18 protein-coding genes are annotated in these 23,260 nt (G+C 49.6%); 10 read left to right on the top strand and 8 right to left on the bottom strand.

Going from position 1 to position 23,260, the window contains the following annotated elements; genetic code table 11:
* Window positions 1–12 precede the first annotated feature (12 nt).
* From gldL to priA, 5 genes are all read left to right on the top strand, one after another.
* The gene (gene gldL, locus T360_RS0104070) at window positions 13–678 is read left to right on the top strand and encodes a gliding motility protein GldL (RefSeq protein ID WP_028911651.1); all 666 of its coding nucleotides are present in this window, start codon (window positions 13–15) and stop codon (window positions 676–678) included.
* A gap of 5 nt (window positions 679–683) precedes the next feature.
* Window positions 684–2,243: a gliding motility protein GldM gene (gldM, locus tag T360_RS0104065; protein WP_028911650.1), complete on the top strand. Its 1,560-nt coding sequence runs from the start codon at window positions 684–686 to the stop codon at window positions 2,241–2,243.
* Window positions 2,244–2,286: 43 nt separating this feature from the next.
* Window positions 2,287–3,369: a gliding motility protein GldN gene (gldN, locus tag T360_RS0104060; RefSeq protein ID WP_231488075.1), complete on the top strand. Its 1,083-nt coding sequence runs from the start codon at window positions 2,287–2,289 to the stop codon at window positions 3,367–3,369.
* Between the two features lie 120 nt (window positions 3,370–3,489).
* Complete coding sequence (locus T360_RS0104055) at window positions 3,490–4,107, top strand: porin family protein (RefSeq protein ID WP_028911648.1); 618 nt, start codon at window positions 3,490–3,492, stop codon at window positions 4,105–4,107.
* Window positions 4,108–4,116: 9 nt separating this feature from the next.
* Window positions 4,117–6,372, top strand: coding sequence for a primosomal protein N' (priA, locus tag T360_RS0104050; protein ID WP_028911647.1), 2,256 nt, complete (start codon window positions 4,117–4,119; stop codon window positions 6,370–6,372).
* A gap of 12 nt (window positions 6,373–6,384) precedes the next feature.
* On the opposite strand, the gene T360_RS0104045 is transcribed toward priA, so the two are convergent.
* Both T360_RS0104045 and T360_RS0104040 read right to left on the bottom strand, forming a co-directional pair.
* Window positions 6,385–7,995: a hypothetical protein gene (locus T360_RS0104045; protein ID WP_028911646.1), complete on the bottom strand. Its 1,611-nt coding sequence runs from the start codon at window positions 7,993–7,995 to the stop codon at window positions 6,385–6,387.
* A 173-nt stretch (window positions 7,996–8,168) separates the two neighbouring features.
* Window positions 8,169–10,220 carry an HD family phosphohydrolase gene (locus T360_RS0104040; RefSeq protein ID WP_028911645.1) on the bottom strand — a complete coding sequence of 684 codons (2,052 nt, stop codon included), beginning with the start codon at window positions 10,218–10,220 and terminating at the stop codon, window positions 8,169–8,171.
* A gap of 96 nt (window positions 10,221–10,316) precedes the next feature.
* Here T360_RS0104040 and gltX point away from each other — a divergent pair, with 96 nt between their 5' ends.
* The 3 genes from gltX to T360_RS0104025 are packed head-to-tail and all read left to right on the top strand — an operon-like array spanning window position 10,317 to window position 14,192.
* Complete coding sequence (gene gltX, locus T360_RS0104035) at window positions 10,317–11,834, top strand: glutamate--tRNA ligase (protein ID WP_028911644.1); 1,518 nt, start codon at window positions 10,317–10,319, stop codon at window positions 11,832–11,834.
* 2 nt (window positions 11,835–11,836) lie between these two features.
* A complete protein-coding gene (locus tag T360_RS0104030) occupies window positions 11,837–13,069 on the top strand; it encodes a 3-deoxy-D-manno-octulosonic acid transferase (protein WP_028911643.1) in 1,233 nt (410 codons plus the stop codon).
* 16 nt (window positions 13,070–13,085) lie between these two features.
* Window positions 13,086–14,192 carry a metallophosphoesterase gene (locus T360_RS0104025; protein WP_028911642.1) on the top strand — a complete coding sequence of 369 codons (1,107 nt, stop codon included), beginning with the start codon at window positions 13,086–13,088 and terminating at the stop codon, window positions 14,190–14,192.
* 4 nt (window positions 14,193–14,196) lie between these two features.
* On the opposite strand, the gene T360_RS0104020 is transcribed toward T360_RS0104025, so the two are convergent.
* The 6 genes from T360_RS0104020 to T360_RS0103995 all read right to left on the bottom strand — a co-directional run bounded on the left by T360_RS0104020 (window position 14,197) and on the right by T360_RS0103995 (window position 20,555).
* Complete coding sequence (locus tag T360_RS0104020; protein WP_028911641.1) at window positions 14,197–14,724, bottom strand: gamma carbonic anhydrase family protein; 528 nt, start codon at window positions 14,722–14,724, stop codon at window positions 14,197–14,199.
* A 21-nt stretch (window positions 14,725–14,745) separates the two neighbouring features.
* The gene (locus tag T360_RS0104015; protein WP_028911640.1) at window positions 14,746–15,198 is read right to left on the bottom strand and encodes a FecR domain-containing protein; all 453 of its coding nucleotides are present in this window, start codon (window positions 15,196–15,198) and stop codon (window positions 14,746–14,748) included.
* Window positions 15,199–15,202: 4 nt separating this feature from the next.
* Entirely contained in the window at window positions 15,203–16,306 is a 1,104-nt protein-coding gene (locus tag T360_RS15670; RefSeq protein WP_028911639.1) for a DUF4249 domain-containing protein, read from the bottom strand.
* Between the two features lie 6 nt (window positions 16,307–16,312).
* A complete protein-coding gene (locus tag T360_RS0104005; RefSeq protein WP_028911638.1) occupies window positions 16,313–18,958 on the bottom strand; it encodes a TonB-dependent receptor in 2,646 nt (881 codons plus the stop codon).
* A gap of 60 nt (window positions 18,959–19,018) precedes the next feature.
* A complete protein-coding gene (locus T360_RS0104000; RefSeq protein ID WP_028911637.1) occupies window positions 19,019–19,507 on the bottom strand; it encodes an RNA polymerase sigma-70 factor in 489 nt (162 codons plus the stop codon).
* Between the two features lie 61 nt (window positions 19,508–19,568).
* Window positions 19,569–20,555, bottom strand: a complete 987-nt coding sequence (locus T360_RS0103995) for a malate dehydrogenase (protein ID WP_028911636.1) — start codon at window positions 20,553–20,555, stop codon at window positions 19,569–19,571.
* Window positions 20,556–20,711: 156 nt separating this feature from the next.
* On the opposite strand from T360_RS0103995, the gene T360_RS0103990 reads away from it, so the two are divergent.
* Complete coding sequence (locus T360_RS0103990) at window positions 20,712–22,490, top strand: aminopeptidase P family protein (protein ID WP_028911635.1); 1,779 nt, start codon at window positions 20,712–20,714, stop codon at window positions 22,488–22,490.
* A 540-nt stretch (window positions 22,491–23,030) separates the two neighbouring features.
* A complete protein-coding gene (gene rpsU / locus T360_RS0103985) occupies window positions 23,031–23,222 on the top strand; it encodes a 30S ribosomal protein S21 (RefSeq protein ID WP_013065274.1) in 192 nt (63 codons plus the stop codon).
* Window positions 23,223–23,260 lie beyond the last annotated feature (38 nt).

Here is a 23,260-nt window from a genome sequence, read left to right as displayed (position 1 = left end):
AGAGTTGAAGATATGACTATTTATAGCAAATACAACGTTATTTACCGCTTGCAGAAGTGGATGGATAGTGTTCCTGGGCAGACGTTCTTGAACTATGCTTACAGCTGGGGCGCATCTATTGTTATTCTTGGTACGCTGTTTAAACTGACACACCTGAAGGGAGCTGACTTCTTCCTGTTTTTAGGTATGGGTACCGAGGTGCTTGTGTTCTTTATTTCGGCCTTCGACCGTCCGTTCGATAAGACTACCGATGGTATGGAGCTCGATACTCATGTACGTACTGGCGAAGATACTCTAGCCAAGGCTGCTGGTGGTAAGGCTACAGTGGTAGGCGGTAATGGTGGTACCATCCAGCCTGCATCTGTTTCAGCCCATCCTGAGTTGGATAGCGCTACGGCTACCTATGTAGAAGAACTGAAGCACCTGACCGAAACCCTCTCGAAGGTATCGGCCCAGAACGAGAAACTGGCTCACGACTCAGAGGAGATGGAGAACCTGAACCGTACCCTGACAGGTATCTGTAAGGTTTACGAGATGCAGCTGAAGAGTGCCAGTGCACAGATTGGTACCATCGATGATATCAATGAGCAGACCAAGAAAATGGCTGCACAGATAGCAGAACTGAATAAGATTTATAGCCGTATGATTGAGGCAATGACGGCTAAGATGAACGCATAACGACTATGGCAATCAAGAAAAGACCCGTTTCTCCACGCCAACGAATGATCAATCTGATGTACGTCGTTCTGATGGCGATGCTGGCGCTGAACGTCTCAACCGAGGTGCTCAACGGTTTTTCGATTGTGGAGGAAAGTCTGAACCGCACTACAGGTAACTCTACTAAGGAGAACCTGGCCATCTACGAAACCTTTGAGCAGCAGTTGAAAGCTAATCCGCAGAAAACCCGCGAGTGGTACGACAAAGCTCAACAGGTGCGCCAGATGAGCGACTCGCTCTATCAGCTGGCTGCCAGTCTGAAGCAGGCTATCGTGGTGGAGGCCGATGGCAAAGATGGCGACGTAGCCAATCTCCGCAATAAGGAAGATCAGGAACCGGCTAACTACGTGATGCTCTCGCCCACCAATGGTCAGGGACAGAAACTATATAAGGCTATCAACACTTTCCGTGAGCGCATGCTGACAATGGTATCCGACGAGAAACAGCGACAGATCATAGCCAGCAATTTGACTACCCAGGTGCCTAAACGTGCCATGGGAAAGAACTGGGCCGAATATATGTTCGAGTCGATGCCTGCTGCGGCTGCTGTTACGCTGCTGTCGAAACTGCAGAGTGATGTGCGCTATGCCGAGGGTGAGGTGCTCCACACCCTGGTGCAGAACATCGATGTAAAGGATGTACGTGTAAACCTATTGGATGCCTTTGTGATTCCTAGCTCAAAAACGATTGTTCGTGGCGACCGCTTCTCGGCCCGTATCGTGATGGCCGCCGTGGATACCACCCAGGTGCCCGATATCTATATCGGTGGACAGAAGGTAAACCTGCACAACGGACTCTATGAAGCCGTGTGTGGCAAGACGGGCGACTTTACACTGAAAGGCTATATGGAGATGGTGAACGGCCATGGCGACCGTATCCGTCGTGAGTTCTCGCAGGACTACACCGTGGTGGAGCCTAGTGCCACCGTATCAGCCGACCTGATGAATATGCTCTATGCCGGCTATGCCAACCCTATCAGTATCAGTGTGCCAGGCGTGCCGCTGAATAAGATTCAGGCTTCGATGACCAATGGTACTCTGCAGGCTGTGGGCCCAGGCAAGTATATTGCCAAACCTTCGAAGATAGGACAGAATGCAGTGATTACCGTTACCAGCACCAATACCGGTCATGCCCAGCAGATGGGACAGTACACCTTCCGTGTAAGGAAACTGCCCGATCCTACGCCTTACATCGCTATGAAAGACGAGCATGGCAATCCTGCCCGTTATAAGGGTGGCGCCCTTGCTAAGGGGCAGTTGGTGGCTATAGATCATCTGGGTGCAGCCATCGATGATGGCATCCTCGACATCGCCTTCCGCGTGCAGAGTTTCGAAACGGTGTTCTTCGACAACATGGGTAACGCCGTGCCGATGGCATCTGACGGTGCCCAGTTCTCAGCCCGACAGAAGGACACCTTCCGCAAACTGTCCCGCAACCGTCGCTTCTACATCTCAAGGGTGACGGTGGTTGGTCCCGACGGTATGACCCGTACCTTGACAAACCCGATGGAAGTCATTGTGAAATAAATCCAAGAATAGTGAAAAGTTAATAGATAATCATATGAAGACAATGAAACGAACAATAGGCTGTGTAAGCGGCTGGTATGTATGGCGAATAGCATTGGCGCTATTCACTGTCCTCTATCCACTGTCCACTGTTTCTGCCCAGCCCCCGCAGCGACGTGCAGAACAGCAGGCTCAGCAGCGTAATCCATCGGCAGCCATGTCGATGCGTGCACAGATAGCATTCCCCACAGCAGTAGAGATGCCCGAAGAGGTGGTATGGCGCCGAGATATTTATCGTGAGATATCACTTGAAGATGATGCCAACGGCGGACTCTACTACCCAGTAGAGCCACAAGGCAAGCAGTTGAATCTGTTTACCTATATCTTTAAATTGGCACTCAACGGCTATATCCCCGTGTACGAGTATCCTACCGATGGTAGCGATGTGTTTTCCGATGCCACCAAGGCTGATATGAAGGCGCTGCTGGATAACTACCATATTTTCTACGAAGAGAAGGATGGTAAAATCCGTGTGGACAATAGCGATATCCCCTCGGCTATGGTAAAGAAGTACTATCTGAAGGAGAGTGCTTATTACGATCAGGCCAACTCGTCGTTCCACATCAAGGTGCAGGCGTTATGTCCGATTATGATGGACGAGTTTGGGGGTGAGGCTACACAGTATCCGCTGTTCTGGGTGAAATACAGCGATCTGGAGCCCTATCTGAACCGTCAGACGGTGATGGCCAGCAGTATGAACAATGCTGCTACTGTATCGATGGACGATTTCTTTACGCTCAACATGTATCGTGGCAAAATCTACAAGACCAACAACGCTCAGGGCAAAACGCTGCTGCAGCTGTGTGGTGGCGATGAGGTTAAGATGACTGCCGAACAGAAACGTATCGAAGCCGAGTTGGAAGGCTTTAAGAAAACAATTTTTGGCGACCCAGCCAAGCGCGACTCGCTGGATAGCATTGCTGCACTCAAGGATACAAAGACCGCCAAGAAGGTGAAGGCAGCCAAAAACAAACCCGCTGCCAACAAAGGTGTGAAGGTGGCCAAACAGAAGGCGTCGAAGACCGAGCGATCGAGCGGTAGTGGTAGCAGTGGCGCCCGTGTGTCGGTGCGCCGGCAGCGCCATTAATCGGCTTAAGAATACAAGGGGATAATCGAAAAAAAACGGTTATTCCCTTTTCTGTTCCAACTTTTTTCGTAACTTTGCACCATAGAATCATTCATTAACATTAATAATATTATAGAGGTTATGAAGAAATTTTTTACTTTGGTAGTGCTGCTGGCAACCATCACCGTTGCCCAGGCACAGGTCAAGTTTGGTGTAAAGGGCGGTTTGAACCTCACCAACATGACACTCAGCAAGGACGTCGTAGATAAATCAAATCAGACCGGATTCTTTATCGGTCCGACCGTTAAGTTCACTATACCCATCGTAGGTCTGGGGCTCGATGCATCGGCACTCTACGACCAGCGTTCAGCTAAGTTGGATGGTGAGAATGTGAAGCAGCAGTCTATCCAGGTGCCCATCAATCTGCGCTATGGCGTAGGTCTGGGATCGTTGGCCAGCATCAACTTCTTCGCTGGTCCACAGTTCGGCTTCAATGTCGGCGATAAGGCCTTCGCATCTTTAGATAATGCGAAGAACACCACCTCATCGTGGAGATTAAAGGAGTCAAATCTGAGTGCAAACGTAGGTCTGGGGCTGATATTGCTCAACCACCTGCAGATTGCCGCCAACTATAATTTTGCTCTTGGCAAGACCGGTGATTATAACGTGATTGACTCCACGATTTCAACTGCTGAAAAAGTCATCACAGGTAAGACCAAGGCCAACTCTTGGCAGCTCTCAGCCACTTACTTCTTCTAATTACGTAAGTTGGGCTACGCAGATATCATACTGCCCGTTCCACTGACGGGACTTTTTACCTACGCCGTGCCGGATGGCATGAGCGTAGGTATTGGTATGCGCGTGCTCGTAACCTTCGGTCGCAGTAAAACCTACTTAGGTATTGTGGCCCGACTGCATAACAACAAGCCGAAAGATTATCAGGTGAAGCCTATCAGTCAGGTGATGGACACAGCGCCTATCATCACCGATAACCAGTTGAAACTGTGGCAGTGGATAGCCGATTACTATATGTCGCCCATTGGCGAAGTGTATAAAGCGGCACTCCCATCAGGACTGAAGGCCGAGGATGGTTATCGTCCACGTACCGAACTCTACATCCAACTGTCGCACAAGTTCCGTAGCGAGCAGGCACTGCATGTGGCTATCGATATGCTGCAGCGTGCCCCAAAACAGCTGAAGGCTTTCCTGGATTATCTGGAACTCTCGGGTTGGGACCAGATGGGACAGGCCGAAGAGCAGTTTGAGATAACCCGCGATGAGCTGATCAACCAGGGGCATACCCTGCAATCGGTCAATGCATTAGTGCAGCGTGGTGTATTGGAGAGCTATGATAAAGAGGTGGGGCGACTGAACTTTGGTGGCGACCCGCACCCGGAGCTCATCAAACCGCTGAGTCAGGTGCAGCAAGAGGCCTTCAACCAGATACAGTTCTCGTTCCTGCAGAAGAATGTGACCCTGCTGCATGGTGTTACATCGAGTGGTAAGACCGAGATCTATATCCATCTGATACAGCAGGCTTTGGACAAGCATCAGCAGGTGCTCTACCTCCTGCCTGAGATAGCCCTTACCGTACAGATGATGCAACGCCTCCAGCGCGTGTTTGGTAACCGGCTGGGTATCTATCACAGTAAGTATTCCGATGCCGAACGTGTGGAGATCTGGCAGAAACAGCTGTCGCAGCACCCTTACGATGTGATATTAGGTGCGCGCAGCGCCGTGCTACTGCCATTCAATAACTTAGGACTGGTGATTGTCGATGAGGAGCATGTAACCTCTTATAAACAGCAGGACCCTGCCCCCCGTTATCATGCCCGTTCGGCTGCTATCATGCTGGCACAGATGTATGGGGCAAAGACATTGCTTGGTACTGCCACACCATCGCTCGAGACCTATCATAATGCCAAAACGGGTAAGTATGGACTGGTAGAGCTCTTTCAGCGCTACCAGGGTATCCAACTGCCCGAGATACAAGTGGTGGATATCAAGGACCTGCAGCATCGTAAGATGATGAACGGTCCGTTCTCGCCCCTGTTGCTGGCCAAGACCCGCGAGGCACTGGAACGAGGCGAACAGGTGATCTATTTCCAGAACCGTCGTGGCTATGCCCCTATGATAGAGTGCAAGCAGTGTGGGTGGGTGCCTCATTGTCAGCATTGCGACGTGTCGCTGACGCTGCACCGCAACATGAACCAGCTGACGTGCCACTACTGTGGCTATACTTATCAGGTGCCTACAGAGTGTCCGGCCTGTGGAGGGCACGACCTGATAACCAAAGGTTATGGTACTGAGAAGATTGAAGATCAGCTTCGCGATATCTTCCCAGAGGCCCGCATCGCCCGTATGGACCTGGATACCACCCGTACCCGTAATGCCTACGAGCGTATCATCAGCGATTTCTCTGCCGGGCGCACCAATCTGCTGATAGGTACTCAGATGATTTCGAAGGGATTAGACTTCGACAAAGTGTCGGTGGTGGGCATCCTCAATGCCGACAATATGCTGAACTATCCTGATTTCCGTGCTTACGAGCAGGCCTATATGATGATGGCACAGGTGGCAGGAAGAGCCGGTCGTAAGGGGAAGCAGGGCTTGGTAATCCTGCAAACCAAGTCGCCCGCGCTGCCTGTGATACAACAGGTGGTGCAGAACGACTACCTGGGGCTCTATCGCCAACAGATAGCCGAGCGCCAGCAGTTCCATTATCCACCTTACTACCGTCTGGTGTATGTCTATCTGAAGCACCGTTCCGACGCAGTGGTCGAGTCGGCCAGCATCGAGATCGGCAGCAGACTGCGGCAGTGGTTTTCCACCCGTGTGCTAGGTCCCGACAAACCAGCTGTGGCCAAAGTGAAGTCGTTATCCATTCGCAAGCTGATGCTCAAGTTGGAACTGGGCATCAACATGGCAGAGGTGCGCAAATATTTAGCGCTTGCCCAGCAGCAGATGCTACAAGACAAGCGCTATTCCTCGCTTCAGATCTACTTCGATGTAGATCCGTTATAAATCATTTTCTTTTTAGAGATTCAGCTCGCAGCCGATACCCAGTACGCGGTTGGTACGTGTGAACGAGTCGCTCATACCAGAGAGTGGGGGATAGTCGTTACGATTGTAATCGTCGTAGTTGGTCTGGAAGTAGGCAGCTTTCAAGGTAATCTTGTCGCTGGCCTTGTAGTTGAAACCAAGTCCGAAGCTGTAGCTGTTGGTTACAAACGACATATCGTTCATGTAGTCATCAGTAAGACCATAGCGTGTTACCTGACCTCCTGCTGAGATGGTGAGCTTGTCGCTTAGATCCCATTCTACACCAGCCAGATACTCGTTTGAGTCGTGGTCGAGCAAGTCCTGAGCGTTGTTATACCATGAAGCGTCCTTGTCGAAATAGTGGTGATAACCAAGGTTGATACGTACGTCTTCAACAGGGCTCCACATGGCACCTACTGTCAGCAGGGCAGGTACGTCTTCGTTCACCTCTTCGCTATCACGGAACTTATTCACTGCTGCAATCTCGCTGGCCTCATTCACCGTTGATTCGTTCTTCATGCGAATCTGAGTCTTGAACTCGTACTTGGCAGCAAAGTTGAAGTTGCCAAACTTATAGTCAACGCTGATGATAGGTGCGATGCCTACGCTTGACTGGTTGCAAAGCAGATTCACTCCCTCAGCATATTTCGACAGGGTGGCCAACTGACCTGAACTCTGCTGGAGCTGGCTTAATCCGGCGCTTACAGCTGCCTGAGCCTGCTTCAGCTGGTCGGTCATCATGCCAGCCTGCTCTACCTGATTGAGTAATGTCAGATGCTGCTGGGCTACAGCTGCATTCTGCTGGGCCTGAGCAGGAACATTAGGCAGGAAGTTGCTGAAATCCACATAACCACCCTGAGTGCCTACCATGATGTTGCTTATCTTGGCTTTATAAGTGGCTGTGCCGTAGAGTACGCGCAAACCTCCGTAAACAGACAGGTTCTTGTTGATCTTATAGGCTGTACCCAACTGGAAGCCGAAGTAATACTGGCGACCCTCCATATAGCCATTCATATCATAACCATTCACACCATAAGTGTCGATGGCATTTGGAGCCTTCTGGCCCAGCATGGCGTAAAGAGGAGTGAGCTGTGAAGTGAGACCATTGAGCTGAGCAGCCATGCCATCGAGTGTCATGAAACTGCTGGCGATGTTACCAACCACGCTCTCGAATGAACCCAGACCATCATTGAACTCGCAAGCACCACCACCGCCAGGAACTGAGAAGTTGAACTGCCAGCTCCAGTTGCCCTTGTTGTAGGCAGCCTGAATTGAAGGCAGGAAAGGTGCATCAGCCACACCCTCGAATGTCTTGGTGGTCTGACCGTTGTTCTTTCTACCTAATGCAAAGAAAGGACTCGTACTCTCGATGGTACGTGTCTGATGGGCATATTGCCAGTTGAAACCCAGGTGGAATCCTTCGGGCAGAAAGGCCACACCTGCAGGGTTGCTATAAACGCCGTCGAGACCGATGGCGGCATCTCGCGCTGGATTGCGCAAAAAGTCGATACTCTGATTAGTGTTGGTTAAGATGCCACCCGCTGTGGCTGTTGTTGAGGCTGCTGTCAGCATCAAGCTGGTCAGCAATACATTCATCTTTTTCATATTTTAAACACTTTTTTTCAAAATCGGCTGCAAAGGTATAGGTATTGTTTTAAAATCTTATGTTTGCGCACACAAAGTTAACGTTGTTTAACGAAAATTGCACACAAACCTGCACAAATGTGCAAAAGTGTGCAGAATTTGCACACTTTTAGGTAGGTTTGTGCATAAATGGATTACTTCTTCAGTTCAGGGTAACTCAAACGGGTGTGATAGATGGTCTTCAACTTCTCTATCAGCACTGTTTTGGCGTAGGCAATATCACGGAAGGTGATAGGGCACTCTTTGAAGTAGCCTTCTTCCACCTGGCAGTCGATAAGCTTGTTAACCAGGTCGCGAATCGACTTCTCGGTATAGTCGGGCAGTGCGCGTGAGGCGGCCTCTACGGTGTCGGCCATCATCAGGATAGCTTGTTCTTTGGTGAATGGGTTGGGACCTGGATAGGTGAACAGCAGGTCGTCAACTTCGCTATCGGGATGGGCATTTTTATATTGCACGTAGAAATATTTGGTCTTGCCTTGTCCGTGATGGGTGTTGATAAACTCCTTGATAACGCCAGGCAGGTTGTATTTCTCAGCGAGTTTGATGCCTTCAGTCACGTGACTGATGATCATCTGTGCACTGTCTATCTGATTCATCTTCTCGTGGGGATTAACGCCCGACTGGTTTTCGGTGAAGTAGATGGGGTTACTAATCTTACCGATGTCATGATAGAGTGCACCGGTACGTACCAGCTGACTCTTAGCACCAATCTTGTTGGCTATCTCGGCGGCCAGGTTGCCCACCTGTATGGAGTGTTGGAAGGTGCCTGGTGCCACCTCGCTCATCTTGCGGAGCAGGGCCTTGTTCATATCCGACAGTTCAATCAGTGTGATGTTCGAAGTAAATCCGAAGGCCTTCTCAATAACGTAGAGTAGGGGGTATGAGCAGAATAGCAGTACACCATTGATAACCAGATAGTTGTATTCGCTATAACTGATTTTCGATATGTCGTTGATGCGAATCCAGTCGAGTGCCAGGTTGGTCAGGATGCCTGCAGCCGTAACCGATACGGCCGTCCAGAACAGCTGCGAACGGCTTGACAGCTCGCGCAGTGAGAAGATGGCTACCAGTCCTGCCACGAGTTCTACTGCCACAAACTCCAGTGGATGCTGCAGGAAGCAGGCACAGGTAAGAATCAGTGTGACATGCGCCATAAATGCAGTGCGCGAATCCATAAACACACGGATAAAGATAGGCACCATCGCAAAGGGCACGATGTAAACATGCAGCACACTGTGCTCAACCATCATCGAGGCAATGATAGTAAAGAGTACGATGAGCGCATAGAGCATCGTGGTAGAACGTACCTTCTCGAAATAGTCCTTTCTGAATAGTGTGAGGAAGATGGTGAAGCATGTAATCAGGATGGCTGTGTAGATCAGCTGTCCCACAATGTTCAGACGTATCTTCTCTTGATCCACTTGCTGACGCTCCATTTCTTTCTGAAACGAGAGTAGCTTATTGTAGGTCTTGCCATCCACAATGTCGCCACGGTCGATAATCTTCTCGCCGCGCTGAACCAGTCCGCTGGCCAGAGGAATACTGTTGATCAGATCGTTTAAGCTGGCCTCGCTGCGCTCCTTGTCATAACTGAGGTTGGCTGTGATATAATCATTCAGATTGCATTTCTGCAGAATCTCTCGATGCTTGGCTAATGTCTGATCTTGAAACAGTTGCTCGTAGGCCGACACAACCGAATAAACGTGGTTTATCTGTATGCTGGTGGCATTCTTCCCGTTTACAATGCGCACAAACAGCGAGGTGTCCTTGCTAATCTTGGCATATTCAGAGTTGCTCATGATACCCTGCTCGTACAGGCGGTGCAAGCGATTGGATATGATACTGATATAATCATTGTGCAAACCAGGGATACCGTTTGAGTAGTCTTTCGAGAATTGGCGCACCTGTTTGCCCACGAGCTCGCTGTTCATGATGAAGTAAGGTTCATACTGCTTCATGATGCTGTCGCGTTCGGCCTTCACGGCTTCATCAGTCTTGTAGATAGGAAAATCGAACGGCGCTTTCAAGTCGCTATAAATCCAGGGGCGACCTTTTTCTATCTTGAAATTATGCTGACTACTACTTGGCATCATCCAGACAATGACGGCTACTGTGATGATAATTAGACCCAAACGAATCAGGAAATCACGCCAAGATAGGTCGTTTTTAATGTTAAAACTACTCATAATGAATGATTTTGCTGCAAAGATAGCTATTTTTCTTAATTCTTAATTATTAATTCTTAATTATTTTGTAACTTTGCACACAAATTTTAATTGATTATGTCAGAAAGAAGAGTTAGAGTACGTTTTGCACCCAGTCCAACGGGTGCATTGCATATTGGTGGCGTGCGTACCGCCTTGTACAATTATCTGTTCGCCAAACAGCATGGTGGCGATCTGGTTTTCCGTATTGAAGACACCGACAGCAACCGTTTCGTGCCTGGTGCCGAGGAATATATCATCGAGTCGTTTAAGTGGCTCGGTATCAAGTTCGACGAAGGCGTAAGCTTCGGTGGTGATAAGGGTCCTTATCGTCAGAGCGAGCGTCGTGATATTTACAAGAAGTATGTTCAGCAGTTGCTCGATGCCGACAAGGCATATATTGCTTTCGACACCCCAGAGGAACTGGAGGCTAAGCGTGCTGAAATCCAGAACTTCCAGTACGACTGCCATACCCGCAGTCAGATGCGTAATTCATTGACCATGCCTAAGGAAGAGGTTGAAAAACTGATTGCCGAGGGTAAGCAGTATGTGGTTCGCTTTAAGGTAGAGGCTGGTCAGGAGATTCTGGTCAACGACCTGATTCGTGGTGAGGTTCGCGTGAAGAGCGATATCTGCGACGACAAGGTGCTCTATAAGAGTGCCGACGAGTTGCCTACCTATCATCTGGCTAATATCGTTGACGACCACCTGATGGAGATCTCTCACGTTATCCGTGGTGAGGAATGGTTGCCTTCTGCACCGTTGCACGTGATGTTGTACCGTGCCTTTGGCTGGGAGGATACCATGCCTCAGTTTGCTCACCTGCCATTGCTGCTGAAGCCCGATGGTAAGGGAAAACTTTCAAAGCGTGATGGTGATCGCCTGGGATTCCCTGTGTTCCCACTGCTGTGGAAGGATCCTAAGAGTGGTGAGACCTCGCGTGGCTATCGTGAGGATGGCTACTTCCCAGAGGCTGTCATCAACTTCCTGGCACTGCTGGGTTGGAACCCTGGTACAGAGCAGGAGATCTTCTCGCTCGACGAGCTGGTGCCTCTGTTCGATATCTCTAAGTGCTCAAAGGCTGGTGCCAAGTTCGCTTTCGAGAAGGCCGTTTGGTTCAACCATGAGTATATTCTCAAGAAGAGCAACGAGGAAATCGCAGCTCTCTTCGAGCCTATCGTGAAGGAGCACTGTCCTAACGAGACCTCTGAGCGTATCCTGAAAGTGACCGAGATGATGAAGGACCGCGTGTCGTTCGTTCATGAGTTGTGGCCACTCTGCTCGTTCTTCTTCGAGGCTCCTACTGCCTATGATGAGAAGACTGCCAAGAAGCGTTGGAAGGAAGACTCTGCACAGGTGATGACTGAGCTTATCGGTGTGCTGGAGGGTATCGACGACTTCTCGCTCGAGAATCAGGAACAGATAGTACATGCTTGGGTTGAACAGAAAGAGTATAAACTGGGTAATGTGATGAATGCATGGCGCCTGACACTCGTAGGCGAGGGTAAGGGTCCTGGCATGTTTGACATCTCCGCCTTCCTGGGTAAGGAAGAAACCATTGCCCGTATGAAACGTGCGATTGAAGTTCTGGGATAATGATATATAATCTGATCATATATATGTACCTTCTTGGAGTGGCTATTTATAGCTGCTTCAATGAGAAGGTGCGTAAAATGTGGCGTGGTGAGCGTGAGGCATTCAAGATTCTGCGTGAAAAGGTGGATCCCAATGCCAAGTACGTGTGGTTCCATGCTGCCTCGCTGGGTGAGTTCGAACAGGGACGCCCCTTGATGGAGCAGTTGCGTAAGGATCATCCGGAGTATAAGATTCTGCTCACGTTCTTCTCGCCCTCTGGTTATGAGGTGCGCAAGAATTACGAGGGAGCTGATATCATCACCTATCTGCCACTCGACACAATAACTAACGCCCGCCGATTCCTGCGTACTGTTCGGCCGGTGATGGCTTTCTTTATCAAGTACGAGTTCTGGTATAACTATCTGCACATCCTGAAGCATCGTGGTGTGCCTGTTTATAGTGTGTCGAGCATCTTCCGTCCAGAGCAGGTGTTCTTTAAGTGGTATGGTCGCCAGTATGGTCGCGTACTCAACTGCTTCACACATTTCTTTGTACAGAACGACATCAGTAAGGAGTTGCTGGCCAAGATTGGTATCACTAACACCACAGTGGTGGGCGATACCCGTTTTGACCGTGTGCTGCAAATCAAGGAGGCTGCCAAACAACTGCCTATCGTTGAGGCATTTGTGAAGGATGCGCCTTTGGTGTTCGTGGCTGGTTCATCGTGGCCACCCGATGAGGAGATCTTTATCAAGTATTTTAATGCCCACAAGAACTGGAAACTCATCATCGCTCCCCATGTGATTGGCGAAGACCACTTACAGCAAATAGAAAAACTACTGGAAGGACGAAAAGTGGTTCGCTATACCACTGTAGAACAGCAGATAAGTCAGACTGATCTGGCTGATGCCGAGGTGCTGATCATCAACTGCTTCGGATTGTTGTCAAGCATCTATCACTATGGCAATGTGGCTTATGTTGGTGGAGGTTTCGGCGTTGGCATCCACAATCTGTTGGAGGCTGCTGTTTGGGATGTACCCGTATTCTTCGGTCCTAACAACCAGAAGTTCCAGGAGGCTCAGGGACTTAAAACCAGTGGTGGTCTTGAGATTAATAACTACGAGGAGTTTGTTGCTTTGATGGACCGTCTGGCTACTGATGCTGCCTACCTGCAGGAGCAGGGCCGACAGGCTGGACATTTTGTGAAAGGTCAGGCTGGTGCTACACAGAAGGTTCTCTCTTCTGTTGCCCTGTAGCTTATTTTAAAAAGACATGAAAACTATGTGGATGATGCTATTCCTTTTATTGCCGCTTGCTGCCATTGCCTACCTGTCATGGCATGTGTGGGTGATGCTGCCCGTATCGGCTTGGCTCAAGTTGCTGGTCGTCGCTGTTGGCGTGGCCAGTTTCCTGGTGCTGTTTCTTAATTTCCGTCGGGCGTTTGATAGCATGCCTTTGTGGTCGGCCCGTTGGGCTTACGACATTGGTACATCCTCATTGTTTGTATTGCTTTATCTGGTGATGATTTTCCTGGTGCTCGACTTGGGCCGGTTGGTTCGTCTGGTACCCCGATCCTTCCTTTATCATAATGGCTACACCGCCATTGGTATCTTTGTCCTGATGCTGGGTGTGTTTGTATATGGCAACCTGCATTATAATAATAAGGTACGCGTAGCGCTCGGCCTGAAGTCGGAGAAACCACTGCCTAAGGAATATAGGATTGTGATGGCCAGCGACTTGCATATCGGCTATCATAATAATCGCAAAGAACTGGCACGCTGGGTGGATATGATGAATGCTGAGAACCCCGACTTTATTCTGATAGCCGGTGATATCATTGATGGCAGCATGCGCCCGATTATGGAAGAGCGGATGGCTGAGGAATTTCATCGACTCAAGGCACCTGTCTATGCTTGCTTGGGCAATCATGAGTTTTATGCTGGTGTGCCCGAGGCGCAGCAGTTCTACAAGGATGCAGGCATCCACTTGTTGGTAGATGAGGCTGCTGTCATCGATAGCTGTATCGTGATTATTGGTCGTGATGACCGCACCAACATGCGCCGCAAACCAATCAAAGATCTAGTTAAAGTTCAAAGTTCAAAGCTCAATCATCAAAGTCCTTACACCATCGTGCTCGATCATCAGCCTTATAATCTGGACCGTGCCGAGGCTGCTGGTGTTGATTTCCAGCTGAGTGGTCATACCCATCGTGGACAGGTATGGCCCATCTCTTGGATTACCGATCGTATCTACGAATGCTCGTGGGGTAGCCATCAGCGTGGCAACACCCAGTACTATGTCTCATCGGGCATAGGCATCTGGGGTGGCAAGTTCCGCATTGGTACCCAGAGTGAATATGTGGTGGCTACGTTGAGGTAGATACTTAAAATTTTGTAGGTTCTGTTTCGCCTTCCTCCAGATAGAATTTGGAGTAGGCCACATAGTGTTTGGCATTATCGGTCTGCCCTGGGCGTACGGGCTTGATATATTTGGCAGGTACTCCACCCCAAATCTCGCCAGCAGGAATCTTGGTGTTCTGCAGTACCAGGGCACCTGCAGCCACGATGGCACCTTCGCCTATCTCGCAACCGTCGAGCAGGGTAGAACCCATACCAATCAAGGCATTGTCGTGGATGGTGCAGGCATGCACGGTGACGTTATGCCCGATGGTGACGTAGTTGCCGATATGCGTGGGGCCCGTCTCGTGGGTTACGTGTACACAACTGCCATCCTGAATGTTGGTGCAGTTGCCAATGGTGATAGGAGCCACATCGCCGCGCACCACCGCATTAAACCACACCGAGCATTCATCGCCCATCGTTACATCGCCTACTATCGTAGCGTTCTCGCTAAAATAACAGTCCTTGCCCCACTTGGGTGCCAGACCTCTATAACTCTTAATCAATGCCATATCTGGTTGCAAAGATAAACATTATTTTTTAGAAACGGTAATTTTTACCTCTAAAACATGTTCTATCATCTCGATGGTCTGTTCCAGATTGTCAGAGTCGAAGTCGGCTGTCAAGTGCTTGTCGGTCTTGTCGGCAGTCAGGGTCACCTGATAATGATCACCTAATGTCTTCAGCACCTCAGGCAGCGGTGTGTTGTCGAAGTGGAAGTGTTGTGGTGCCCGTGCAACCGTGGTGGTGGCAGCAGGCTGCTCGCCCTTGACAGGCTCCTCGGCGGGTGAAAGGAAGCCGGTGGTAAAGGCAGCATAAGCCCCAGCCAGTAGCAGGAGCGTGAACGAGGCGGCCACAGCCACCTTGCGCCATAAAGGAATCACCTTTGCTGGCGCTACCTTACGCAGTGCTTTCTGGGTGTCGAATTTGCCGTGCTGATAGTGGTGCAGCACGAATTCGAGTGATTTGTCTTTGATCTCTTTCATAGGTTTATTCATATGTCTTGGTTATCCATGTAGTCTCCGTTGTATGGTATCCTCCCATGATGCCTACACCATTGACGATGTTCGAAGGTGTGGGTCTGAGAATCGAGAATCCTCCTTGTGCCCATTCGTTGTTTTCTGCATCGTTGAGTGCTTTCGCGTATCGGTAAAGTTCGGGCGAGATATGGTATAACTGCACTTGCAAGCGCGTCATGAATTGATATTCCCCCAGCCAGTAGTTTTTGGGGATGTTCAGGTGCAGGGTATATGTCTGACCGTTGATGGTGGCATCGCTGAAGATGTAGAACTGTCTGAAGAATCTGTTGTTGAAGCCGAAGTTTTCTTCGAACTCGCTCAGTGGGTTCAGTAGTGGCTCGTCATCTACGCTGATGGTGGGGTAGCTATAGACAGAATCCTGCAGCTCCACATGCCATTCGGCATTAGGATACATCTCCTTGTAGCGCAGATAGTTGGCATAGGTACCTCTTGAATCCCCCAGTGACCATTGTGTTTGGTAGTGGTCGATATGGCCGTTCTCATCATAAACGGGATCGGCCACCCCATATACCAAGCCTTTGTAATTGATGGCGCGCACCCTCACCGCATAGAAGTCGGTGGTGGCTTCCGGGTCGCTAAAGGTGGCAGTCAACTGGTCGTAGGTAGCGAATTTGTCTATGTCGTGATTATAGGTGGTGATCTTCTTCAGACCTTCTAACCTGATAGGGATAGCGTTGGGAACGGTGGCTTCGGATGTCACCCTCTCAAAACCGTTGGCTGATACCTCGATTGTTACCTTGTCGCCCACCTTCTGGGGGCTGCATGTATAGTATAGTCCCGGTTCCTTCTCGCAAACCTCGCGTGGCTGTCCGTTCACCTGATATATAATAGAGGCATTGCCAATACTAAAATCCTGATGCACCGTGGATTGCTTGTCCACGGGGATCGTGCGTGAGACCCATATCCAGGTGGTGTCGGCTGTAGAGGGATAGCAGCTGACGCTCAGTTTCCTGGACTTATCTATCTGTGACATGTCAAATTCATCCCTACAGGCCTGGAACGACAGTGTGATGAGTACTGCTACAAGAGATGTGATGATATGATTCTGTTTCATGCTTACTTAGAATTTGATGGTGTAACTGAATGATGGGACGATGGGGATATAACCTTTCGATTTGATACGGAGAGAACCGTCGTTTTTCACCTCGGACTCTGTCCACATGGTGTTGAAGTGACTGTAGGCGTTGTAGAGCGACAGATTCCAGATGCGCTGGTGACCATGCTTTGTGGTGTGATAGAAGTTGAATCCCATGTCGAGACGGTGGTAAAGTGGTAACGAGGCGTTGTTGGGGTGTTCATAGATGAATCCCTGGGCCGGGCAATCACCATCGCCTGAGAACATGGTCTGCGTGCCTGGTGTCTTGATGACAGGCAGCGGTGCCAGCTCAGCGTATTGGGTAGGCACGGTTATCTTGTTGCCGCTATGCAGTGTCCAAGCGGCATACATCTCTGTCTTCTTGCTGAGCTTGAATCGTCCTGTCAGGTTCAGCTTATGCCGGTTGTCAAACTTGTCGTAGTACCAGTCAGGATAGAAGTTATCAAACTTCCGCTTATTCCATGATAACGTGTAGGCAGCGCTGAGTTGTATTTTCGGGGTGTGATAGTTGATATCGGCCTCGAAACCATAGAATCTTCCTTTGCCGTCGATCACCTCCGTCTCCCATGATACGGCTGGAGGCTGCAGACCGGTCCAACTGGAGTATTGCAGCAGGTGGTTGGTTGTCTTGTAATAGCCTTCGACCGAGGCTGTCCATCTCTTTCCCATCTGGGCATAGAGACCAATGGCCCATTGGTTTGAACGCATGGGATGGAGCCTGGCAGTAGTAGGCACCCAGTAGTCGGTTGGCATCTCTAAGAACGAGTTGGTGATTTTGTGCACATACTGCGTCATCATGGTGTAGCTGGCCTTGGCCGAGAGTGATGGGGTGATCTGATATTTTACAGCTACACGTGGGTCGATGTTCAGGAATATCTTACCTGGTGTGATGAATGCCGACAGGTTCATTCCGCCGTTCAGACTCCAGCGCTGGTTGAGCGTCACCTGATCCTCGGCATAGAGATTTAACTCATGCGAGGTGTGATGGTTGCTACTGTGCTTGCTGATGGTGTCGTTCTCTTCCACTCCCGCATTATAATTGACCAAGCTCTTGGTCTGCGGACGGAACAGGTGGAGCGTATAGTTGTTGCCCAAGCGGATGTGATGACGGGGCGAAGGACGGAAGTCGACCTCGGCGCGATAACCTATATCATCGATGGTAGAACGTGTTTCCGTCTCATGATGGGTCTTCTCTATAGGATCTGTGCTGCTGGAGGCATAACGATAGTCGTCGCGCCGCAGGATGTTGGCTCTGTTGTGGGTATAGACAGCCGTCAGGTTGGTCATGATCTGGTGTGATGGCTGGTAGTTCCAGTTCAGGGCAGCGTTCAGATTACCCCATCTCAATCGGTTCTTGGTTTGCTCAAAGTCCGTACCGCCATCGTGCATCTCCCAGTCTGCCTTGTAGTCAGTACTGAGGGCATCACGCCCGGAATACAGGCTCAGACTCAACCGCGAGCGTTCGTTGACGATGTGGGTGAGTTTGGCGTTCAGGTCGTGGAAGTTGTAGTTGACACCTATTTTTTCTTCTTTCGAGATCCTTCTTTGTAGGAAGAATGCCGGCTCCGATAGCAGATCGAACCATGAGCGGCGCAGGCCGATATTCAATGAAGTCTTGTTCTTTTTCAGTGGTCCGTCAAACTGTACACTACCGTCTAACAAACCAATGCGATACGCCCCATGCCATTCTTGCATGTTGCCATCGTTAGTGCGCACGTCAACCACCGATGAGAGTCGTCCGCCGAATCGGGCAGGGAAACCGCTCTTGTAAAAATCTACATTCTTCACCATATCGGCATTGAATGATGAGAACAGACCCATCGAGTGGTTTATCTGGTAGAGTGGAGAGCCGTCGAGCAGGAAGAGGTTCTCATCGTTATTGCCACCATGCACATAGAGGCCAGATGCCAGTTCTACACCTTCCTGCACACCGCTGATGCGCTGGATGGTCTTCACCACATCGGGCGAGGAGAAGAGTGAGAACTCTGTTTTGATGTCAGTCTGCGACAGCGAGCGCTTGCCCATTTGTGTGCCAAGCACCTGACTGTTCAGGTCGCCTGTCACAACCACCTCGCCCAGTCGCATGTTCTCATGAAGCGTAAAATCTATGGTGTGGCTCTTATAGAGTACTGTCTTCACGGTCTGCTCCGTATAGCCGATATAGGAGATGCGCAACAGGTGCTCGCCCTCGGGCAGGGTGAGCGAGTAGTAGCCATACTCGTTGGTGGTGGTACCTTGGTGGGTGGTCAGGTCGTAAACGGTAGCGTTGATGAGTGTCTCGCCGATAGAGTCTCTGACATGTCCGCTCAGCGTGAAGCGCTTCACTGTTTGCTTGGCTGGCTCCTTAAACAGCATCACATACTTGTTGTTCTTCTGATAGCTGATGCCTGAACCTTCGAATAGAGTCTTAAGCGCTTTCGACAGGGTGAGCCCTTTCAGTTCGGGGCCGTGGTAGGGCTGACCGACGTTCAGACTCGCATCGTACACAAAGTTCACCCCAGCCGTCTGGTGCAACTGCTCCATCTGCTGTCTGATGGTCGTAGATGCTGTTTGTGCGCCTACTGTCAATGCTGTGATGAACAGCATGAGTGTCATGATTAACTTTTTCATTTGGATTCTTGTTTTTCTGCTATAACGGCGAAAAGTTGATATCCCCCCATGTGAAGCTTGTTAAACAAAGTTAAGAAGGTAGAAGTAGTCGGCCGACTTCTTGCGCAGTTGTCTGATGGCTTTGCTGATCTGGTGTTCTACGGTTTTCTCGCTAATGCCGAGCTCTTGGGCTATCTCATGATAGGTCATCCCGTCGCGCTTGGCCATCAGGAATATCATGCGGCAACGTTCTGGCAGTGCGTCGATGGCTGTCCATAGTTCAGCTTCATGTAGGCTTCGCTCAGCTGCTTCTTCATCGGTGATGGTGCCTTCGAGGTCGGTGGGTGTGATGTCGGTTTTTAAGGGGTTCCCCTTGCGGATATGGTCTATGCAGGCATTTCTGACGGTGGCATAGAGATAAGCCTTATCAATGACGGCAGTAGGCTTCTCTATCAGTTTCACAAAACATTCCTGCACCAAGTCCTCCACCACGTCGGCATCGCCAACATAGTGTAGTGCGTAGAGACATAATGGTTTATAGTAGTAAAGAAAAAGTTGCTCGATATCCATGAAAACACACAAAAAAAAGAGCAGCATGGTGCGCCATGCTGCCCCTTCTATGAAATATTAATTAGAGGTTTGCATTGTCCTTTGCCCAGTCCTCTACGGCAGGGATGATGCCCAGAGAGATAATCTCGTCGCGCATCTTCTGCAGGTGCTCGTAAGAAGCCTGGAGAGCTGCCATCTCCTCAGCAGTACCCTCGGGCTCAGTGAAGTGTACACCGTCCTTGTCGATAACAGTAGGCATAGCCATCATAACGTTCTTGAAGCCGTAAGCGTTTACATAGCAACCAGCAGGCCACTTGAAAGGCTCACCACCCATGGCACCCTCGATCATCTTTACAGCCTGATAAGCAGGGCTCTGGAATGAAGAACGGCCACGGAGCTTGATGATGTTGCTACCGCCCTGTGTTGTCATGTGCTTGATCTCAGCCCAACGCTCCTCAGAGAGTGAAAGCTCAGAGAGAGGCTTGCCGTCGATGAGAGCCTTGCTGGCGAATACAGCCATCTGCTCACCATGACCACCGTAGGTGTAAGCGTTAGTAACCTTGTCCTGCTGTACGCCGAACTCCTGAGCCAGCTGCTGCTGCAGACGGGTAGAGTCGAGAGCTGCCAGTGAAGTCAGCTGGTTTGGCTTCAAACCTGAGTGAATCAGAGCGGTCAGAGCTGTTACGTCAGCGGGGTTGAAGATAACTACCACGTGCTTTACGTCTGGGCAGTACTTCTTGATGTTCTCACCGAAGTCGGCTGCAATCTGGCAGTTGCCCTTCAGCAAGTCCTCACGGGTCATACCCTCCTTACGAGGAGCACCACCAGAAGAGATAATGTATTTAGCACCTGTGAAAGCCTCCTTAGGATCTACAGTATAAGAGATGTTTGCACCAGGGAAAGCGCAGTGGCACATCTCGTCGTAAACACCATGAACACCTGGCTCATAGATATCATACAAACAAATGTTGGGAGTCAAACCCAGCATCAGTACACTCTGTACCATGTTAGAACCGATCATACCACCGGCACCAACAATCACCAATTTCTCGTTAGTTAAAAATGCCATAATTGTATTTTTTATATTGTTATTTTTAAAGTGCTGCAAAGTTACGAAAAAAGACTCATATAAAGCGGTTTTTTATTATTAATCTGTGTTAATCATGTGATTTTCTGCCAGTTATTTCGTACCTTTGTAATCTCGAAATTACAAAAGACGATGATAATGACTGTTACTCAACGACTTGAAGCACTTCGCGAGGTTATGAAACGTGAACATCTCGCTGCATTTATCTTTCCAAGTACCGACCCTCATCAAGGTGAATACGTACCCGACCATTGGAAAGGGCGCGAGTTTATCAGTGGCTTTAATGGTTCGGCTGGCACTGCTGTTGTCACGCTCACGTCGGCAGCCTTGTGGACAGATTCGCGCTATTTTATTGCTGCTGCCGACCAGTTGAAGGGAACAGGAATCCAATTGATGAAACTGAAGATGCCTGACACCCCCACCATAGCCGAGTGGATTGGTAGTGAGTGTGGCGCTGGAGCCGAGGTGGGGCTGGATGGCTACTGCTCGTCGGTTAATAGTGTCAAGGAGTTGATAGCCGATCTTCGTCAGCTGGGTGGTATCACCCTGCGCACCAATCTCGATCCTTTGGCACGGATTTGGACCGATCGCCCTACCATCCCAGAGCATCCTGTTGAGATTTATCCATTGAAGTATGCTGGTGAGAGTTGTCATGAAAAGATAGCCCGTATCCGCAAGGCGCTGCGCCAGAAGCACGCCGACGGTATGCTCATGTCGGCACTCGATGATATTGCGTGGACACTGAACCTGCGCGGCACGGATGTGCATTGCAATCCCGTGTTTGTCAGTTACCTGCTTATTTCTACCCAGAGTGTTACGTTATATATTAATAAGGTGAAGTTGTCACCCGAGGTTCTGGCTTATCTCAAAGCCGAAGGGGTAGGGGTGGCACCTTACGAGGCAGTGGCAAAGGGTCTGAAGGATTATTTTGAGTATAACATCCTGCTCGATCCGGATGAAGTGAACTACACGCTCTTCAAGCAAGTGAACTGCGAGATAGTAGAGGCCGAATCGCCTGTGAAGCGTATGAAAACCATTAAGAATGCTGCAGAAATAGAGGGCTTTAAGTCGGCCATGCTCAAAGATGGTATTGCGATGGTGAAGTTCCTGTCGTGGTTGAAACCTGCTGTTGAGGCCGGAGGACAGACGGAAATCTCTATCGACAAGAAACTGACCTCGCTTCGTGCCGAACAACCACTCTATCGTGATATCTCTTTCGATACCATTGCTGGCTATCAGGCGCATGGTGCCATTGTGCATTACGAGGCCACGCCCGAGACCGATATCCCATTGAAACCTGAGGGCTTCCTACTGCTGGACAGCGGTGCGCAGTATCTTGATGGCACTACCGACATCACCCGCACCATCGCCCTCGGTCCGTTGACAGAGGAGCAGAAGCGTGTTTATACCTTGGTGCTCAAAGGGCATATCCAGATAGAGCTCTGCAAGTTTCCTGCTGGTGCCAGCGGCACCCAGATTGATATCCTGGCCCGCGAGGCATTGTGGCGCGAGGGCTTGAACTATCTGCATGGCACTGGTCATGGCGTAGGCACCTATCTCAATGTGCACGAAGGTCCTCATCAGTTCCGTATGGAGTGGAAACCCGCCCCCTTGGTGGCTGGTATGACCATTACTGACGAACCAGGTATCTATCTCGAGGGAAAGTTCGGTGTGCGCGTGGAGAATACCCTTCTGATTACACCTTACAAGGAAACTCAGTTTGGTCAGTTCCTGCGGTTTGAGAGTCTCACCCTCTGTCCTATCGACACAACGCCCATCATCAAGGACCTGCTTCTGGCCGAGGAGATCGATTGGCTCAACCAATACCACCAGCGCGTATTCGACACCCTGTCGCCTCATCTCGATGATGATGTAAAGGCTTGGCTTAAAGAAGCCTGCCATCCCGTTAAGTTCTAAGCTGGGGCAGGGTTATACTGTGCAGGATAACTTCGCCGAGGCTGCCCGCTGCTATGAGCAGACCGTCGCAGGAGTTATTCCTGTGCTGAGATACAGTAAGACTTAAATGATGTTTTAGTAAAAAATCGCAACAAGCTCCATTCTGTTGCGATTATTTGTATAAGCTCATTTTGGGCGTTGAGTTAATTCAGAAAGAGCATTGAGTTAATTCATTGAGTGTTTTGAATTAACTCAAGGTTTTTGAAGGGTTGTTTGCTGTATTTTCAAATATCTTGAATAATGGCAAGTGTGAGACTTGGTAATCTGTAGGCTGGTATGTCCAGCGGGTGCAATCAGTGTGTCAAAACGCGTGGTAAAGAAGAAATAATTGTAATTTGGAATGTTGATAATGTGTTAAAATCAAAGATTTTGAGAATTATTTGATAAATTTCGTCTAAAAACTTGGTCGTTTTGTAAAAATGTTGTAACTTTGCACCCGCTTTTCGAGGTTGTATGCCCGAGAGCATTAAGTTTAACGTAAAATAATTAAAAGCAAAACAAATGATTATTGTACCAGTAAAGGAAGGCGAGAACATTGAGAAGGCTCTCAAGAAGTTCAAGAGAAAGTTCGAGAAGACAGGTGTTGTAAAGGAGCTGCGTCGTCGTCAGCAGTTTGACAAGCCATCTGTACTGAAGCGCCTTAAGATGGAGCACGCTGTTTATGTTCAGCAGCTTCGCGCTAACGAGGAATAAAAAAAGTTCCCCGAAAATTTGGTAGTTTCGAGAAATTT

The sequence above is a fragment of the Prevotella sp. MA2016 genome (assembly GCF_000619825.1).
Classification (GTDB): Bacteria; Bacteroidota; Bacteroidia; order Bacteroidales; family Bacteroidaceae; genus Prevotella.
Note: the sequence above shows the minus strand (reverse complement) of the source record. Positions and strands in the feature narration are given on the sequence as shown.